Annotated in this window: 18 protein-coding genes and 1 pseudogene; 13 read left to right on the forward strand and 6 right to left on the reverse strand. The window is 57.3% G+C overall.

Features of this window, described 5'->3' with window-relative positions:
- A pseudogene (locus tag AQ1_RS15250) lies at positions 1-204 on the forward strand (hypothetical protein); the annotation flags it as partial.
- A 175-nt stretch (positions 205-379) separates the two neighbouring features.
- On the opposite strand, the gene AQ1_RS01150 reads toward AQ1_RS15250, so the two are convergent.
- Positions 380-814: a tetratricopeptide repeat protein gene (locus tag AQ1_RS01150; protein ID WP_042083167.1), complete on the reverse strand. Its 435-nt coding sequence runs from the start codon at positions 812-814 to the stop codon at positions 380-382.
- 153 nt (positions 815-967) lie between these two features.
- Positions 968-2011 carry a GGDEF domain-containing protein gene (locus AQ1_RS01155; protein ID WP_042083170.1) on the reverse strand — a complete coding sequence of 348 codons (1044 nt, stop codon included), beginning with the start codon at positions 2009-2011 and terminating at the stop codon, positions 968-970.
- A 226-nt stretch (positions 2012-2237) separates the two neighbouring features.
- On the opposite strand from AQ1_RS01155, the gene AQ1_RS01160 reads away from it, so the two are divergent.
- From AQ1_RS01160 to AQ1_RS01185, 6 genes are all read left to right on the forward strand, one after another.
- On the forward strand, positions 2238-3197 hold the full coding sequence (locus tag AQ1_RS01160; protein WP_042083173.1) for a homoserine kinase: 960 nt from the start codon (positions 2238-2240) through the stop codon (positions 3195-3197).
- The gene (gene thrC, locus AQ1_RS01165) at positions 3197-4573 is read left to right on the forward strand and encodes a threonine synthase (RefSeq protein ID WP_042083176.1); all 1377 of its coding nucleotides are present in this window, start codon (positions 3197-3199) and stop codon (positions 4571-4573) included. The genes AQ1_RS01160 and thrC overlap by 1 nt, the downstream gene beginning before the upstream one ends.
- Positions 4574-4721: 148 nt before the next feature.
- Positions 4722-4979, forward strand: coding sequence for a helix-turn-helix transcriptional regulator (locus AQ1_RS01170; protein ID WP_042083178.1), 258 nt, complete (start codon positions 4722-4724; stop codon positions 4977-4979).
- Positions 4976-6274 (forward strand): type II toxin-antitoxin system HipA family toxin, encoded by a 1299-nt coding sequence (locus tag AQ1_RS01175; protein ID WP_042083181.1) that lies wholly within the window; start codon positions 4976-4978, stop codon positions 6272-6274. The genes AQ1_RS01170 and AQ1_RS01175 overlap by 4 nt, the downstream gene beginning before the upstream one ends.
- Positions 6275-6308: 34 nt before the next feature.
- Positions 6309-7241 carry an NAD(P)H-dependent flavin oxidoreductase gene (locus AQ1_RS01180; RefSeq protein WP_042083307.1) on the forward strand — a complete coding sequence of 311 codons (933 nt, stop codon included), beginning with the start codon at positions 6309-6311 and terminating at the stop codon, positions 7239-7241.
- 140 nt (positions 7242-7381) lie between these two features.
- Entirely contained in the window at positions 7382-8539 is a 1158-nt protein-coding gene (locus AQ1_RS01185; RefSeq protein ID WP_081836984.1) for a PA0069 family radical SAM protein, read from the forward strand.
- A gap of 34 nt (positions 8540-8573) precedes the next feature.
- On the opposite strand, the gene AQ1_RS01190 is transcribed toward AQ1_RS01185, so the two are convergent.
- Both AQ1_RS01190 and AQ1_RS01195 read right to left on the reverse strand, forming a co-directional pair.
- Positions 8574-9080 (reverse strand): type III secretion system chaperone family protein, encoded by a 507-nt coding sequence (locus tag AQ1_RS01190; RefSeq protein WP_042083183.1) that lies wholly within the window; start codon positions 9078-9080, stop codon positions 8574-8576.
- Positions 9081-9364: 284 nt separating this feature from the next.
- Positions 9365-9754 (reverse strand): accessory factor UbiK family protein, encoded by a 390-nt coding sequence (locus AQ1_RS01195; protein ID WP_042083187.1) that lies wholly within the window; start codon positions 9752-9754, stop codon positions 9365-9367.
- 222 nt (positions 9755-9976) lie between these two features.
- Between AQ1_RS01195 and lgt the strand changes: the two genes are divergently transcribed.
- From lgt to AQ1_RS01220, 5 genes are all read left to right on the forward strand, one after another.
- Positions 9977-10951 carry a prolipoprotein diacylglyceryl transferase gene (gene lgt, locus AQ1_RS01200; RefSeq protein WP_313979116.1) on the forward strand — a complete coding sequence of 325 codons (975 nt, stop codon included), beginning with the start codon at positions 9977-9979 and terminating at the stop codon, positions 10949-10951.
- Positions 10948-12069 (forward strand): class I SAM-dependent methyltransferase, encoded by a 1122-nt coding sequence (locus AQ1_RS01205; protein ID WP_313979119.1) that lies wholly within the window; start codon positions 10948-10950, stop codon positions 12067-12069. Before lgt ends, AQ1_RS01205 begins: the two co-directional genes overlap by 4 nt.
- Before the next feature lie 76 nt (positions 12070-12145).
- Positions 12146-12922 (forward strand): purine nucleoside phosphorylase YfiH/LACC1 family protein, encoded by a 777-nt coding sequence (locus AQ1_RS01210; RefSeq protein ID WP_042083189.1) that lies wholly within the window; start codon positions 12146-12148, stop codon positions 12920-12922.
- 219 nt (positions 12923-13141) lie between these two features.
- The gene (locus AQ1_RS01215) at positions 13142-14074 is read left to right on the forward strand and encodes a ribose-phosphate pyrophosphokinase (protein WP_042083191.1); all 933 of its coding nucleotides are present in this window, start codon (positions 13142-13144) and stop codon (positions 14072-14074) included.
- Between the two features lie 177 nt (positions 14075-14251).
- Positions 14252-14740: a fasciclin domain-containing protein gene (locus AQ1_RS01220; protein WP_042083195.1), complete on the forward strand. Its 489-nt coding sequence runs from the start codon at positions 14252-14254 to the stop codon at positions 14738-14740.
- A 114-nt stretch (positions 14741-14854) separates the two neighbouring features.
- Here the strand turns inward: AQ1_RS01220 and AQ1_RS15390 are convergent, their stop codons facing one another.
- Positions 14855-15688, reverse strand: coding sequence for a hypothetical protein (locus tag AQ1_RS15390; RefSeq protein ID WP_150006824.1), 834 nt, complete (start codon positions 15686-15688; stop codon positions 14855-14857).
- A 117-nt stretch (positions 15689-15805) separates the two neighbouring features.
- On the opposite strand from AQ1_RS15390, the gene AQ1_RS01230 reads away from it, so the two are divergent.
- The gene (locus tag AQ1_RS01230; RefSeq protein WP_042083201.1) at positions 15806-16471 is read left to right on the forward strand and encodes a Fe2+-dependent dioxygenase; all 666 of its coding nucleotides are present in this window, start codon (positions 15806-15808) and stop codon (positions 16469-16471) included.
- Between the two features lie 84 nt (positions 16472-16555).
- Here AQ1_RS01230 and apbC read toward each other — a convergent pair whose 3' ends face one another.
- Complete coding sequence (gene apbC, locus AQ1_RS01235; RefSeq protein WP_042083203.1) at positions 16556-17656, reverse strand: iron-sulfur cluster carrier protein ApbC; 1101 nt, start codon at positions 17654-17656, stop codon at positions 16556-16558.
- Positions 17657-17674: the final 18 nt, after the last annotated feature.

A 17674-nucleotide genomic window follows, 5' to 3' on the forward strand; every position in this document is an offset into this window, starting at 1 on the left:
GATGAACGGATCGGCAAAGTCGAACGGATCGCCAACGAAGCCTCCGCTTTGGCACCCCTGATCGAACGCTGGAAAGATCAGGACCTGCTGGTGCTTTTCGAGGCCACCGGTTCTTATGATAGCTGCCTGCGGCGGGCGCTGGCAGACGCTGCCATTCCCTTTGCCCGCGTCAACCCGGCCCCCGAGCCGGGGTCCACCTCGTGACGGGCTCGTGCGTGGCAAAGATGGATCCCGGGTCAAGCCCGGGATTACGATATTTGTGGCCCGGGATGACGCAAGCTGTGCCCCGGGATGAGGCAAGTTGTGGCCCGGGATGACGAAAGAAGGGGGGCAACGGAAAGAATCAGGGCCTGCTGGTGGTTAGAGGCGGATCAGAGCCTCATTTCGGCTCATTGCTTTCGGGATCAATTGAAGCGAGCGCCTTGCCCGCGATATCTTTCACCGATTGGCCATAGCCGGAAGCCAGCCCCGCGCGGGGATTTTGTTCCAACTCAAGCACACGCCGATAAAGCGCTGCGGCTTCTTCCATGCGGCCGGTTTTTTGCAAAACCAGCGCCAGATTGATCAGCCGGTAAGGATCGTTTTCATCATAGGCCTCGGTATTGCGCAGGCGTTGTTCTGCCTGATTGAAATCACCAAGCAAAATATCCTTCATGGCATAATGATCGGCAGTTGCGGGCTCGATGAGCGCCGCATTGCGCGAGGCATGATAATCCGGCGCATCCGATACCGTTGCGCAGGCCGCTAAAGAGGCTATCGACAGCCCTAAGATGACAGGCCGTGCAAGAAGCCCAGAAATTTTTGTTGTACGCATATCATCTCTCCCGCAAATCTTTGTTACGGGGAAATGATAACTTCATGACAGCTATATGACAAATTCTTTATTTATGCACAATTTTTCAAAGCCTAAATACATAAAAACAATAACTTGAAATTGAACGAATGGACAGTTTTATTGTCATCAGGCCTAACCGAATTGTTGTAATTGCGAATCCAGGGCCATTTCGATTCGATTTCGGCCATCGCGTTTGGCGCGATAAAGGGCTTCATCGGCCCGTTGAATGAAATCATCCAGCCGTTCGCCATGGATGAAGCTCGCCACGCCGAAAGAGGCGGTGATTTTGCCATAGCTTTCTGATGTCAGCCGGTTTTTAAGGGCGCTTGCGGAAATGGATTGGCGAATATGTTCCGCCACAGTCATAGCGCTTTCGGTTGAGGTTTGGGGGAGGATGGCGATGAATTCCTCGCCGCCATAGCGCACGGGCAGGTCTTTGCCTTTCAGGGTCAGCTTCAATTTCGCGGCAACGATCTTGAGAACTTCATCGCCGATTTTATGGCCATAGCGATCATTGAATTCTTTGAAATGATCAATATCCATCATGATGAGAGACAAAGTCTCGCCGCTTTCCGCCGCATCCATGGCGCTTGCTTTCAAGACATTGAGGAACTCACGCCGATTGGCAAGCCCCGTCAGAGGATCGGTGGTAGCGTCCTTGCGCATCTGAACCAGCGACGAGCGTAATTCAGTGATTTCACAGCCCGTGACGCTGAGGTTTTTTTCAAGGCTGCTGCTGATTTCAGTGATCGCCCGCGCTTCTTTCAACAGGCCCAAAGCCAGCCTTTTGATTTCATCACCGCTGGCCAGATTGCCAGCTTCCGTTGACAGGCTGGCCACGCGCTTGCCAAATTTCTGGCTGCCCGCTTTGGTATCCTGCACATGGGTCAGAATCGTTTTGGCGATGGTTTCAAGGCGTTCGGTGGCTTCATGAACTTCCCGGCTGCCGCGTCCCGAGCCAAAATATTGTTCCGCGATCTCGGCATTGCGGTCTTCGTTGAAATCGCAACTATTGCTGATCAGCACATCGATGGTCGTTTTCAGACTCTGATTGCGGCCCGTGGCATAGCTATACCAGATCTGGTAATTTTGTGGTGTAGGCGGAATTTTATGCTGTTTCATCAGCGCAAGGGCGCTTTGTGCGAATTCTTCTGCCTGATCCAACCCGTCGTACATACTGACCGCCCTGAAATCATTCCTAGCCTTCTTATGCCAGAGACCCGTTAAGGAAAAATTGTAAGAGCAGGCAATTCAAAGGATATTATGTTTGATTTTTTTGCATTTCCGCGCGCATAAATTCTAATCATTGATCAGTTTTTATCCCTGCTTTCATCTCTGGCCTTGCGGCAAGGCATAATTTTATGTCCATTATGCCGCCCAAAGAGTCTATATCCGGGCACCTATGGCCGTATTTACCACAGTTTCCGAAAGCGACCTTGCGCACTTCCTTGCCGATTATGATCTGGGCGAGGCGGTGACTCTGACGCCCATTGCCGAAGGTGTGGAAAATACCAATTACAAGCTTTTGACCAGCACCGGCCTTTATGTGCTGACCTTGTTCGAGCGGCGCACCCCTGCGGATGCCTTGCCTTATGTGGTGGATCTGATGCTGCAGCTCGATGCCCGGGCGGTGCCGGTGCCCCGGCCCATTGCCGATCGGGAAGGCCGGGCGCTCAAATCCCTGTGCCAACGCCCGGCTTTGATCGTCAGTTTTCTGGAAGGCAAATCCCTGCTCGATCCGGGGGTTGATGCCTGCCGCGAGGCGGGCGGCGGGCTGGCCCGGCTGCATCATGGGGCTGAGGGTTATGGCGGCTTTCGTCCCAATCCATTTGGGCTTTCAAGCTGGGGGCCATTGGCTGAAAGCTGCGAACAGGCAGCAGACCGCGCGGCCAAAAGGCGGCTGCCATCCATCTTGCGCGCCCTTGATCGGCTCACCGATAGTTGGCCCTATCATCTGCCGATGGGATCGTGTCACACGGATTTTTTCCCCGATAATGTTTTTTTCAGCGATGGCCGCTTCAGCGGGGTGATCGATTTTTATTTTTCCTGCGATGAATTGCGCGCCTATGATCTGGCGGTGGCCTTGGCCTCATGGTGTTTTGATGCGCAAAATCGCTTTGTGCCGCGCCGCGCCGAAGCGATGATCGCGGGCTATAGCGCACGGCGTGGCCTTTCGGCGGATGAGCGGGTGGCCCTGCCTTTATTATGCTTAGGCGCTGCGGTGCGCTTTACCCTCACGCGGCTTTATGATCGCCTGCATCCACAAAATGATGCGCTGGTGAAGGAAAAAGACCCCGAGGAATTTGCCACCCGCATGGATCTTTTCTACGACATGACAACAGCCGGAAAAGGGCTTTTCTGATGCGCTATACCAGCACCCGGGCGGATTTGGATATTGATTTTGCAACGGTGGTGGCCAGTGGCCTAGCGCCCGGCGGCGGGCTTTATCTGCCCCAAAGCTGGCCCCATATCGATCAAGCCGAACTGGAGCGGCTGGGGGCGGGCAGCTATGCCCAAGCCTTGGCTTTTGTGGGGGGGCTGTTTGATGGCGGCGCGCTTTCCGCTGCAGCCTGGCAGGAAATTGCCCATAAAGCTTTGGCCGGATTTCGCCATTCTGCCATTGCCCCCCTCAATCAGCTTGGTGCTGATCATTGGCTTTTGGAGCTGTTTCACGGCCCCACTTTATCTTTTAAGGATTATGGCCTTCAGCCCCTGTCGCAATTGCTGGCGGCTTTATCGGCGCATAAGGCGCGCAAGCTGTTTATTCTGGGGGCCACATCGGGGGATACCGGCTCGGCGGCGATTGCCGCTTTCCGGGGGCAGCCGGGGGCGCGGATTGTGATCCTGCATCCCCATGGCCGGGTATCAGAGGTGCAAAGACGGCAGATGACAACGGTGGATGATGCCAATGTTCTCAATCTGGCGGTGGAAGGCAGCTTTGATGATTGCCAGCGCTTTGCCAAAGCGCTTCTGGCCGAGCGTGCCGAACGCACTGACGAGGCGGTGTTGTCGGTCAATTCCATCAATTGGGGGCGGCTTTTATTCCAAACCGCCTATTATGTGTATATCGGTGCGCAGATGGCGCGGGCAGGCCGGGCCTTTGCCGTGGCGGTGCCAAGTGGCAATTTCGGCAATGCCTTATCGGCCTTGATTGCCGCAAAAATGGGGGTGCCGATCCGTCATCTGATCGTGGCCACCAATGCCAATGATGCCTTGAGCCGGATTTTTACCGAAGGCAAAACAACCCGTGGGCCGGTGCGCCAAACCCTCAGCCCGGCGATGGATATTCAAATTCCCAGCAATCTCGAACGCCTGTTGTTCCTGCTCAATGGCTGCGATGCAACGAAAACCGCCGCGCAAATGGCGGATATGGCGGAAAGCGGGCATCTTGCCTTGCCGCAAAACTGGGCCGATGATCTGCCCTTCAGCCTTGAAGCCCATGCGGTGGATGATGCTGAAATTCTGCAAACTATCCGCGAAACCTTTGCCGGAACCGACCGGATCATCGATCCCCATACGGCGGTAGCGGTGGCGGCGGCCCATCGCGCAAAAGGGGCGGCGGGCTGTGCTGTTCTGTCGGTTTCCACTGCCCATCCGGCAAAATTTCCCGATGCGGTGGAGCAGGCCCTTGGTTTTGCGCCGCCCGTGCCCGAGCCTTTGGCCCGGGTTTATGATGCGCCGGAACGCTTTGAAATCGTGCCCTCAAGCCTTGATGCCGTGCGCGCTGCTATCGGCTGAGGGGTCGAAATGACGAAAAAACGGATTATTTTCCCGCTCGGGACTATTTCAGACCTGTGAGCCACTTCAAGATAGAAATTTTCCCGTTCGGGATATTTTTATAGACAGCCTTCAGGAATCCATGATACTTTCCCGTTCGGTAAAGATCATGACAAGACGCAACCTTACCACCGCTGATATCGGCGACATCGTCCGAACCACTCGCAAGGCCGCTGGCCTGCGGCAGGATGAGCTTGCGGGCGCGGCTGGCGTCGGCCTGCGCTTCATCGTCGATCTTGAAGCAGGCAAGCCGACCGCGCAAATCGGTAAGGCGCTTCTGGTCCTGGCGGCGCTGGGATGCTCGCTCGATATCATACCGCCGCCCAACACCAAAGGAGTTCGACCCAAAGGCCCTCAGACGCCATGATACGCACCCTTGATATCTGGTGGAACGGGCGCCTGGTGGGCCAGTTGACGCAAAACCAGCATGGCGAACTCGGCTTCGCCTATGCGCAGGCGTGGCTCGACGACGAGGATGCGCAGCCCTTGTCCGCTTCGCTGCCCAAGCGGGCAGAGTCGTTTACGCGCCGCGAATGCCGCCCGTTCTTTGGCGGGTTGCTGCCGGAAGAAAGCCAGCGCGATGCGGCGGCTCAGGCACTTGGCGTGTCGCGCGCCAATGATTTTGCCCTTCTTGATCGTCTTGGCGGCGATGTCGCGGGCGCGCTCCAACTCCTGCCACCCGGCGAAAATCCGGCTCGTCTTGCCTCCGAACAGCCGCCAATTCCGCTTGACGATGCGGGCCTGATCCGGGTGTTGGATGCGCTTCCCCGCCGCCCGCTGCTCGCAGGCGAAGACGGGCTGCGCCTCTCTCTCGCGGGGGCGCAATCGAAGCTGCCGGTGGTTCTGGTGGATGGCGCAGTGGCCTTGCCTGCCCCCGGCCAACCCACGACGCATATTCTCAAGCCCCCGATATCGCGCCTCAAAGCCACGACCGAGAACGAGGCCTTCGTGATGCGCCTTGCGGCCGCAATCGGTCTCGATGTTGCGCCGGTCGAAGCGCGTATCATAGAGGGTCGAACGTTTCTGCTGATCAAGCGCTATGACCGTGCCTTCGGCCCCGGTGGCATGGTGCGCCGGATCCATCAGGAGGATTTCTGTCAGGCGCTCGGCGTGCCGACGGAAACCAAATATGCCAGTGAGGGCGGCCCGACCTTCAAGGATGGCTTCGCGCTGCTCCGCCGCATCGCCGCAAGGCCCGCTGTCGATGTGCTGAAGCTTTTGGATGCGGTGATTTTCAATGTGATCGCCGGGAATGCCGATGCGCATGGCAAGAATTTCTCGATCCTTTATGATGCCAAAGGCCCGCGCCTCGCCCCGCTCTATGATCTGCTGGCAACCCTTGCCTATCCTGATCTCTCGCTGAAATTCGCCATGAAGATCGGGAAGCGCGCCACGCTAGCCGAATTGGATGCAAAGAGCTGGGCAGCCTTTGCGGCGGACGCGGGGCTGGGCCTCCCCTTGATCCGCCGGAGGATCAAAGAGATCAGCCAAAGCGTGATCGCGCGAACAGGCGATGTTGCGGCCGGGTTGGCCCGCCCTGGCTTTGACCAGACGGCTATCGAAAGCTTTGCCGAAATGATGTGCGCGCGAGCGGAGCGCTGCGCTTTGACCTCCCTGAAACGAGGCGATGACAGCCCGCTTTTTTCCCGGCACAGTGGGTGAAGCCTATCGGATTGTGCAAAAGGAGACCTGCCCCATGACCATGCCCGCTGCCCTTAAGGGGCGCTTGCGCCTGCCGGTGATCGCCGCGCCGATGTTTCTCGTTTCCGGCCCGGAACTGGTGATTGCCTGCTGCAATGCCGGGGTGATCGGCACTTTTCCCAGCCTCAATGCCCGGCCCATCGAACAGCTTGATGGCTGGCTTCAGGATATGGAAAAGCGCCGAACCCCTGATGCCGCGCCTTTCGGGGTCAATCTTATCGTTCATCGATCCAATAGCCGTTTGGCCGAAGATACAGCCCTTGTGGTGGCGCATCAGGTGCCCATCGTGATTACATCGGTGGGACATCCGGGCGATATTGTGGCCCAGGTTCATGCTTATGGCGGGCTGGTTTTTCATGATGTGATCAATATGCGCCATGCCCAAAAGGCCATCGAAGCCGGGGTGGATGGCATCATCGCCGTGTGCGCCGGGGCCGGTGGCCATGCCGGGCAGCTTAGCCCCTTTGCTTTCATCCCCAAGCTGCGCGAACAGTTTGATGGGGCGATCATTCTGGCGGGCAGCATGTCCGATGGAAAGGGGGTGCGGGCCGCCGAAATTCTGGGCGCGGATTTTGCCTATCTGGGTACGCGCTTCATCGCCACCCGCGAAAGCATGGCCGATCAGGCCTATAAAGAAATGATCGTGCAATCGGATATCAGCGATATCGTCTATACCGATCAGGTGTCTGGGATCATGGGCAATTTTCTGGCCCCCAGCCTTGCGGCGGCGGGGGTTGATCCCACCCCGGGGGCAGTCGCTAAATCGGTGGATATGGATTTATCCATGCGCGAAACCGGCGAGAAGAAAAAAGGCAAGGCCTGGAAATCGATCTGGAGCGCGGGCCAGGGCGTGGGCGGTATCAGCGATTGCCCCTCGGTTCAGGACCTTGTGGATAAATTGGCGGCGGACTATGAAAACGCCGGATAAAATGTTCTTGATATGTTCTGTTCTGTCCCTTATCATCAGGCATTATGCAGGATTGCCCGCCCATAGATGAAGACCCATTCCCATCGGCAGCCTATGCGGATGGGTATGGGGGCGATGATGAAAGCTTTGCCACGAGCCCCATGGGTTTCATCAGCCCTATGGGTTCTGCCAATCCTGTGCGGGCGTCCCTGCGGCGGGGCCGGGGGGCGGTTTCCAATGCATCGGGGCGGCATGAGCCTTTATCGCGTCAGGCCGTTGAGGATGGGTGGGCCGAGGATGAGGCGGATCTGGCGCCCCTTGCTACCCATATCACTTTGGAAAAAGCGCGCAGGATCATCACCAAAAACAGCTCGCCCGATATTCCTTTTGATCGTTCGATCAATCCCTATCGGGGGTGCGAACATGGCTGCATCTATTGCTATGCCCGGCCCAGCCACGCCAATATGGGGCTGTCGCCGGGGCTGGATTTTGAAACCCGGCTCTTTGCAAAGCCCGATGCGGCCAATCTGTTAAGGGCAGAGCTTGCCCATCCCCGCTATCGCTGCGCGCCGATTGCCATTGGCACCAATACCGATCCCTATCAACCGATCGAGCGTGATCAAAAACTCATGCGGTCGATTCTCGAAATATTGGATGAAACATCTCATCCGGTGACCATCGTTACCAAATCGGCCCTGATTTTGCGGGATATTGAACTTTTATCATCTTTGGCCCAGCGCAATCTGGTCAAAGTCGCGCTGTCTGTCACCACCCTTGATCATCGGCTGGCCCGCCGGATGGAGCCACGCGCCAGCACACCGGGTCGCCGCATCGAGGCTATGAAGGCGCTGGCCGAAGCCGGGGTGCCGGTAGGGGTGATGGTGGCCCCGGTAATCCCGGCCCTGACTGATCATGAAGGCGAGAAAATCCTCGCCGCCGCCTATGCAGCCGGGGCCCGCGAGGCAGGCTGGGTGATGCTGCGGCTTCCCCATGAAATCAAGGATTTATTTGCGGAATGGTTGCAAGAAGAACGCCCGGATCGGGCATCGCGCGTCCTGAATCTGGTGCGTGATATGCGCGGTGGGCGGCTCAATGATGCGCGCTTTGGCCATCGGATGCGTGGCGAAGGGGCCTATGCCGAGATGGTCACCGCCCGGCTGCGGCTGGCCATCACCAAAATCGGGTATAATCGGGAGATCAGAAAGCTCGATTGCAGCCTGTTTACCCCGCCCCCCAAAGCCAGTGCCAAGGGGGACCGGGGTTCAAATGGGGGGGATGCGGGCGACAGGCTGCAATATTCGCTCTTTGGCGATGGCTAGCTTCCGTCTTAAAAATCAGGCTTCTGCTTACGGTTCAGGCTTCGCCCATGGTTTCCAGCATGGCGGCATCAAGGGCTTCGCGCGGGGTTTTACCGGCCCAAACCACGAATTGAAAAACCGGGTAAAAGCGTTCGCATTCGCTCAAGGCCGTTTCCACCATCACGGCCAGATGATGGCCGGATAGGCCGCAGCCCTCTTCATCGGCGATGGTGGCATGGCGATACATCAAAAGCCCTTCATCGCACCACATTTCAAAATGCCCCAGCCACAGCCGCTCATTGATCAGGCCCAATGTTTCATAAACAGCGGCGCGTTTGGCTTCGGGAACCCGGCCATCAAAAACACAGGCAACCTGCAAAACACGTTCTTCTTCGCGCCAGAAAAAACGAAGCTGATATTCGCAATAGCCGCCGGTCACCGCAGCGGTCAATTCATCGTCTTGTCGATCATAAACCCAATCATTGGCATTGGCCAAATCTTCAACCAGATCAAGGGGATTGGATTCTGTGGCGATGCTGTCGTCGGCAATGAGCGTTGTCATGCGCTGTCACTCCTTTGGCTGCTTCCCTGTAGAAGCCACCGGGGCTATGCGGGCCACCGGCTGGTCTCGTCAAGACAGTCTTGTCGATCTTGCCAAAACACCAACATCTGCCAGGCCACTGGTTTTTGGCCAATGAACTGGCCGCTCTGTGACATTTGACACGAGAGCAATGGTGCCAGCTTGCCAGGCACTGTGCAAGGGAACTCTGGGGAAGCCGCCTCAATATCTTGTGGATAACTGCAAGATCTGGTTAAATTTTCGTTACAACTTACCAGACCTAGTATTCAATCGGTTTTGGGGCCTGTTGATCGAGTGCCCGCGGTTTTATTGGCGCTTGTTTTGCCTGTGGCCGGTTTGGCTTGAACGGGCTTATCGGCGGCCTTGCCAGCAGTGGTGGCTGGCTTTTTGGGACCGCTTTGGGCGCTCATCTCAGCTAGCCGGTCTTCAAGGGCCTTGAGCCTGTCGTTCAGGCGATCATTTTCCGCCCGGGCTTTGGCCGCCATTTCCTTCACCGCGTCAAACTCTTCGCGGGTCACAAGGTCAAGCTCGCCCAATCGACGATCGAGAAAAGCGCGCACGGCCCCTTCCGCTTCGGAGCGAACGGATGTCAGCGCCCCTGCGGCGCCGGTAGCAAGCTTTGCCAGATCATCGAAAAATCGGTTATCGGTCTGCATGTTGGTTCAGTCTTTCAAGCGTTTAGAATCACCCTCCGAATATGGGGGGATAGCCGGCTTTTTGCAAAGACTGTTTTTTCGCCCGCCTGACAGCTTTGGTTCTCCGGCGATCCCTGCCGGCTTTCTGCAAAGCGTGCCCCCATCAAACTTGACTTCGTGCTTGTGGCGCGGATGATGTGCCCCCACGAAGGGGCCGAGATAAACGGAAGGGCACAGGCGACCATGCTGGAATTTATTGATATGGGGCTGCAGCCCATGGCCAGTGGGCCTGCCTTTTTGCTGGCCAATGGGGTGTTGGCTTATCCCCAGATCGATCCTGTTCTGGTCAGCATTTTCGGATTTCCCATCCGCTGGTATTCCCTTGCCTATCTGGTCGGCCTTTTGGGGGGCTGGCTTTGGGTGCGCAAGGTTGCCGTGGCTTTGGCCGTGCCGATCACCCGCCGCCAGATCGATGATTTTCTGACATGGGCCACCTTGGGGGTGATTCTGGGTGGTCGTTTGGGCTATGTGCTGTTTTACAAACCCGCTGCCTATCTTGATAATCCCATGGCTATTCTGCGCCTTTGGGATGGGGGGATGTCGTTTCATGGCGGGCTTTTGGGGGTGACGCTGGCGATCATCTTTTATGCCCGGGCGCAAAAGCTGCCCTTGCTGGGTTTTGCCGATATGATCGCCGCCGCTGTACCCATTGGCCTGCTTTTCGGGCGGCTGGCCAATTTCATCAATAGCGAATTATGGGGCCGCCCCAGCACGGTGCCCTGGGCGATGATTTTCCCCACCGATCCCGTGCAGGTGCCGCGCCATCCCAGCCAGCTTTATGAAGCCCTGCTGGAAGGGCTGCTTCTTTTCATTGTGTTGAACGCCCTCATTTATTGGACGCATAAAGCGCGAAAATTGCCGGGGCTGATCGTGGGGCTGTTTTTTATCGGCTATGGTTTGGCGCGCTATCTGGTGGAATTTGCCCGCCAGCCCGATCAGCATCTGGGGCTGTTTGCCGATTTCATCTCGATGGGCCAGATCCTCAGCCTGCCGATGATTTTTTTCGGCCTCTGGGTGATCTGGAGCGCCGCCACGGGCCATTTCCCCCGCTGGCTCGATCCCATTTCTGCGGCCCAATCGCGCAAGAGTGCCCAAATGCGTGGAGCCGGGCAGGCCTCAGAGCGTTCGGCATCCAAAAATGAGCGGGGGCAGCGGTGAGCACCACGCCCCTTGCCCGGCTTTTACACGAGAGGATCGCGACCGATGGCCCCATGACCGTGCATCGCTATATGAGCGAAGCGCTGATGCATCCCGATCATGGCTATTATCGCAAGAATGATCCTTTGGGGGGCGCGGGCGATTTCATTACGGCCCCGGAAATATCCCAGATTTTTGGCGAATTAATAGGTCTTTGGTTGGCGGATCGCTGGGAAGCCATGGGCCAGCCACGGCGGGTGCGGCTGGTTGAGCTGGGCCCCGGGCGGGGCACCCTGATGGCTGATGCCCTGCGCGCGCTCTCTGTCGTTCCCGGCTTGAAAGAAGCGGTGACGGTGCATTTCGTGGAAGCCAATGAAGCCCTGATCAAGGCGCAAGCCCAGCGATTGGGCCGCATGGGGATCGCCAAGCCACAGTGGCATGATCATTTCGATGATGTGCCCGATGGCCCGATCCTGTTGATTGCCAATGAATTTTTCGATGCCTTGCCGATCCATCAACTGGTGAAAACTGAAAAAGGCTGGGGCGAACGGGCCATCATCAGCGATGGCCAGACTTTTTCCTTTTGTTTGTATCCTGCTGATCAGGATCAGATCGATCTGGTCGATCTGGTGCCTGAAGCCCTGCGGTCTGCCCCCATTGGCAGCATCGTGGAAATCTGCCCGGCGGGATTGGCTGTGTGCGAGGATATCAGCCGCCGGATTCTGGCTTTTGATGGGGCGGCCCTGATCATCGATTATGGCCATTGTGTTTCCGGAGTGGGGGAAACCCTGCAGGCCGTGCGCCGCCATCAAAGGGTGGATATTTTCCACCGCCCCGGGCAAACCGATCTTACCGCCCATGTGGATTTCCAGCAATTGGCGATAACCGCCAGACAACATGGCGCGGCGGTGGCGGGGCCGATCACCCAGGGGGATTTTCTCAAGGCTTTGGGCATCGATGTGCGGGCGGCTCTTTTATGTTCACGCGCCGGGGAAAAACAGCAAAAAGAGATCAAGGCAGCGGTGCGGCGCTTGACGGCCCCCGATTTGATGGGCGATCTTTTCAAGGCGATGGCCATTGTGCCCGAGCGGCATCTTCTTCCCGGATTTAGAAGGGCAGCCCATAGTGACACCGAATGAACCCACGTCTTCGGCAAGGGGTCCGTCTCTTCAGTCGGATGCGCCTCACCCCATTCCGTCCGCATTACTGGGGCAGATGCCGGGCGTGGTTCATGGATTTTTCAGCCGGTCGGGCGGTGTTTCAACCGGCCTTTATTCCAGCCTCAATGCCGGGCGTGGTTCATCGGATAAGGCGGCTGCGGTGGCCGAGAATCGCCGCCGGATCGAAGGGGCCATGGGCGGTCTGACGCTGGTCACCCCCTATCAGATCCATAGCAATCTGGCCCGCCCGATCTGGGGGATCAAAGTCGCTTCAAAAGATCGGGGCGCGGAGGGCGATGCTTTATATGATGCGGATGATCCGCCACGCTGCGATGCTTTGATCAGCGATCAGCCCGGCCTGCTTTTAGGCATTGTGACCGCCGATTGCGCCCCGGTTTTATTGGCCGATCCCAAAGCCGGAGTGTTGGCAGCCTGCCATGCGGGCTGGCGCGGTGCGGCATCCGGGGTGATCGATGCTACGATTGAGATGATGATCGCTTATGGCGCGCGGCCCGATCGCATGAGCGCGGCCATCGGCCCGATGATTGCACAGGCCTCTTATGAGGTGGGGGCCGAGGTGCGGCAGGCTTTTTTGGATCAGGACCCCGCTTTTGCGGCTTTCTTTGTCGAGGGTGGGCGGCCAGAAGCCTTTCAATGCGATCTGGAGGGGATCGTGGCGGCCCTTCTGGCTCGTGCCGGGGTGAGGGCGGTTGATCCCCTGGGCCTTGATACCTATCGCCTTGCGGATCGGTTTTACAGCTACCGCCGGGCCACCCACCTTGATGAGCCCGATTATGGCCGTCAGCTTTCGGTGATTGGGTTAAAGCCATGAAGTTTGGCCCCCGCTTTGGGGCATTCCATAGGCTGTTTTCTTATGAGGCGTTCTTTCCTGAGGATGGTCTGTTTACAGCAGGGGCGGCGCTTGCTAAGAGCGCTGCAAGATTGTCGCAGAACGGTTGGGCGACCTGACCACCGGGCTTGTGATGGGCATGGCCAGCCATGGCCGCAGCCGATGCGGTGATGGACGCAAAAGACGCATACGGAGCAGAGTATGAAAATCCTGACCGGTAATTCCAATCCGCCACTGGCCGAAGCCATTGCCGCCTATCTCAATATTCCCCTTACCAAAGCCAGCGTAAAGCGCTTTTCCGATCAGGAAATTTTCGTGGAAATCCATGAAAATGTGCGCGGTGAGGATGTTTTCGTGGCGCAATCCACCAGTTTTCCGGCCAATGATCATCTGATGGAATTGCTGGTGTGTATCGATGCTTTAAAGCGGGCTTCGGCCCGACGAATCACCGCTGTTCTGCCATATTATGGCTATGCCCGCCAGGATCGCAAACCGGGGCCGCGCACGCCGATTTCAGCCAAGCTGGTGGCCGATCTGATCACCACGGCAGGTGCGGATCGGGTTTTGACCATGGATCTTCATGCCGGTCAGATTCAGGGCTTTTTCGATATTCCCACGGATAATCTTTATGCCCTGCCGGTTTTGGGCCGCGATCTGCGCGATCATTACAGCCAGGATGATCTGATGATCGTATCACCCGATGTGGGCGGCGTGGTGCGGGCCCGGGCCTATGCCAAGCGGGTGGGCGCACCTTTGGCCATTGTTGATAAGCGCCGGGAGCAGGCCGGTGTTTCAGAAGTGATGAACATCATCGGCGATGTGAATGGCAAGGTGTGTGTGCTGGTGGATGATATCGTCGATTCGGCGGGCACCTTGTGCAATGCCGCCGATGCCCTGATGCAGGCGGGGGCAAAGGCGGTTTCGGCCTATGTCAGCCATGGTGTTTTATCGGGCGGGGCGGTGGCGCGCATCGGGGCTTCATCCCTGAAGGAACTGGTGATCACCGATTCGATTTTGGCCACGGAAGCGGTGCGCCTGTCTACGAAGGTGCGGCGCATCACCATTGCGCCCTTGATTGCCGAAGCGATGAACCGCATCAGCCATGAAACATCGGTTTCAAGCCTGTTTGATTGATTTTCCCTTTTTCATTTTTTGGGTCTGATTTTCGGTGCCTTTTTCAAATGGTCACCAAAACATGCCTTATTTTGCCATAATCAAAACCGCCATCCTTAATGATGCGTAAAGATCGACAGTGCCTGCTGAATAATCAGCGCACAGACAAGCTTTATCAGCGCATAGGAGGCGAAGACGATGAAATTTCGTTTGGTTCTGTCTGCCCTTTTGGCCCTCTTCATGGTGGCCCCGGTGGCTGCCGATGATCATAAATCCGGGAAAACGATTGTTGAGATTGCCGCAAGCAATGACGATTTTTCAACCCTTGTCGCAGCCGTGAAGGCGGCGGGCCTGGCGGAAACTTTGTCGGGCAAAGGGCCCTTTACGGTTTTTGCCCCCACCAATGCCGCTTTTGCCGCATTGCCCGCAGGCACGGTTGAAAGCCTGCTGAAGCCGGAAAACAAGCAAAAGCTTGTTGATATCCTCACCTATCATGTGGTGTCGGGCAAGGTGATGTCGGCAGATCTGGCCGGGAAAACGATCGACGCCAAAACGGTTGAGGGCGGCACTCTTGCCATCGATGCCACATCGGGGGTTTCGGTTAATGATGCAACGGTGACAACAGCCGATATCGCCGCCTCGAATGGCGTTATTCATGTGATCGATCAGGTCCTTTTGCCCAATTAAGCAGGGCCTGTTGATCCATATTTGAATGAAAAGAAAGAGCGGTTCCATCATCAGGGGCCGCTCTTTTTTATAGTGCAGCCCCCTTGTTTCGAGGGGCTGGCTCTGATCGGGTGTTTATTGCAGGCCCGATGCCAGAAGCGAGACCCGCCCCGCTTTGGCCAGCAAAAGCCCCGGATCAAGGGCTTTGTCGGCGGGCTTCAGGCTTTCGGGATAGGCTGATGAAAAAAGCGCCAGAGTTTCATCAAGGGCATCGCGAAAACGGGGATCGAGTTGCTCGCGGATCAAATCGGCGCGCCTTTGGGCGGCTTTCAGATAGCCATAGCCATCAAGCCAGGCATCCTTATTATCCCCGGCAGCCACGAGGCGATATTGCAAAGCAGCGCGATCCACCATATCGGCGATCACTGCCGCTTCGATGGCGGCGGTGCTGTGGTTGGCTCGGGGGGCTTTTTTCGCTGCGGCATCAGTGGCGGCCAGCACCGTTTTGACCGCCGCTTCCACCTTTTGGGTGGGTTTACCGGCGAAAGCCAGATCACCAGCCTTGAACATGGCCTCCACGAAGGGATCGACCCCTTGGGCTTTGAAGGCCGCTTCCAGATCATAATAAACTTCTGAAATGGGGTGAACGAACATTTCCGCCCCGGCCTGATGATCTTCAGCGCGATAAGCGGCCAGACCGGCCAGATAATGCGCCCTGATCACATCGAGAGCGGTGAGATAGACCACCGGATCATGCTGGGCGGCAACAGGATCGACCCCGCTTTCACCCCCTTCGCCGCCGCCTTCACCGCCTTCGCCGCCTTCGCCACCGCCCTCTCCGCCCTGTTGGACCACGCTGGCATAAGCCGTTCTGGTCAGATCGTCTCCGCGTGGGTTATGAGCGTGCTCCACAGCGTCTTGGTTGGCGGCCGTGGATAGCCCCGGCTCTGATAGAGGTTTATCAGCCATGGCCATCCCCCCTGTCGCAAGGCCCGGGGTGATCAGCGCGGCTGCGCCAAGGCTTGTCCAAAGTCTGCGACGACGCCATGGTGTCATTGTCTTGTCCTGAATCTAGGATTGCAAATCATGTTCATTCTCATTAGTGATGCCTTGAATTCTGATGATCTGTCAAGTTTACAAAAGATGCTGCCCGAGCTTGAGTATGAGCCGGGGGCGAAAACGGCGGGCTGGCATGCACGCGCGGTGAAATCAAACTGGCAGGCCAAATCGTCTGCCGCGCGCAGCCATTGCCAAAGGCGGATCAAACAGGCTTTGCTGGAGCATCCCCTGTTCAAGGCCGTGGCGTTGCCTGCGCGGATTGCTGATCCCCTGATCAGCCGGACGGCGCCGGGGGAGGGCTATGGCCGCCATGTGGATGATGCCCTGATGGGGCCAGCCTTGCTGCGTACTGATTTATCCTGCACGGTTTTTCTGAATGATCCCGAAAGCTATGAAGGGGGGGAACTGGTGCTGGCGGGCTTGGGTGGCGAGGAAGCCTTCAAGCTTCCTGCTGGCAGCCTTGTGCTTTATCCTTCCACCAGCCTTCATTGGGTTGAGCCGGTGCGTTCCGGCTTGCGCTTTGTGGCAGCCACATGGGTGGAAAGCCTTGTGCGGGATGCGGGCGCGCGGGAGGTTTTATTCGATCTGGGGCGCGTTATGGAACAGCTCCATCAGCACGAAGGCAAATCGGAAAGCTTTGATCTCATCGCCAAAAGCCGCGCCAATCTGCTGCGGCGCTGGGCTGGTCAGTGACCAGCCCCCTTTATCGAATACGCGCTGGTCAGTGACCAGCCCCTCTTTGTCGAACAAGCGCTGGTCAGTGACCAGCCCTCAGCGTTATTTGGCAGAGAGGCGAGCCGCGATTTTTTCGGCAATATCAAGATAGGCACGGGCCTGCGGACCATCGGGCGATACCGAGACCACCGGGGTGCCTTGATCGGATGTTTCGCGGATATCCATATGCAGGGGAATTTCGCCTAAGAAATCGGCACCCAAAGCGGCAGCGGTTTCGCGCGCCCCACCGGTTCCAAAAATATCGGCGCGATCCCCGCAACTGGGGCAAAGGAAATAGCTCATATTCTCGATGATGCCGAAAATCGGCACATCCACCTGCCGAAACATCGCCAATCCCTTACGGGCATCGATAAGGGCAATATCCTGAGGTGTGGAGACGATTACCGCCCCCGCCAAAGGCACTTTTTGGGATAAAGTGAGCTGCGCATCGCCGGTGCCGGGGGGCATATCCACCACCAATATATCCAGATCCCCCCAATGCACATCGCCCAAAAGCTGGGTGACGGCCGATCCCACCATGGGGCCGCGCCAGACCATGGCTTTTTCCTGATCCACCAGATAACCGATCGACATGGTTTTGATCCCATGGGCGATGATCGGCTCGATAATTTTTCCCGCCACATCTGGCTTGCCTTGCGCCCCCACAAGCCGGGGCACCGAGGGGCCATAGATATCGGCATCCAAAAGCCCGACATTGAGGCCCCGACGCGCTAAAGCAAGGGCGAGATTAACGGCGGTGGTTGATTTCCCAACCCCCCCCTTGCCGCTGGCGATGGCGATGATCGCCTTTACATCCTTGATCCCTTCCAGGGGAGGCGCGGGCTTTGGACCCTGTTTTCCCGGCATCTGAGGGGGGAGAGCGGGACGAGCCGCGGCGGGTGTGGAGCCCTGCGGGCGTTCGGCGGTGAGCACCACCGTGCTTGATAAAACGCCGGGAATGGCCTTCACCACCTGTTCGGCCCGGGCGCGCAAAGGCTCGGATCGGCTGGCCTTTTCGGCATCGGGAAGCTCAAGCGAGAAACCGATATGGCCATTTTTTATCACCAGCCCTGTTACATAGCCCAATGACAGGATATCCTGCCCGCTTTCGGAGTCGATGACGGTTTTCAAGGCATCGAGAATTTGTTGTTTATCGACGGTCATATTGGGCCTTTATCTTTA

The sequence above is a fragment of the Iodidimonas nitroreducens genome, assembly GCA_000710935.1.
GTDB lineage: Bacteria > Pseudomonadota > Alphaproteobacteria > Sphingomonadales > Rhodothalassiaceae > Iodidimonas > Iodidimonas nitroreducens.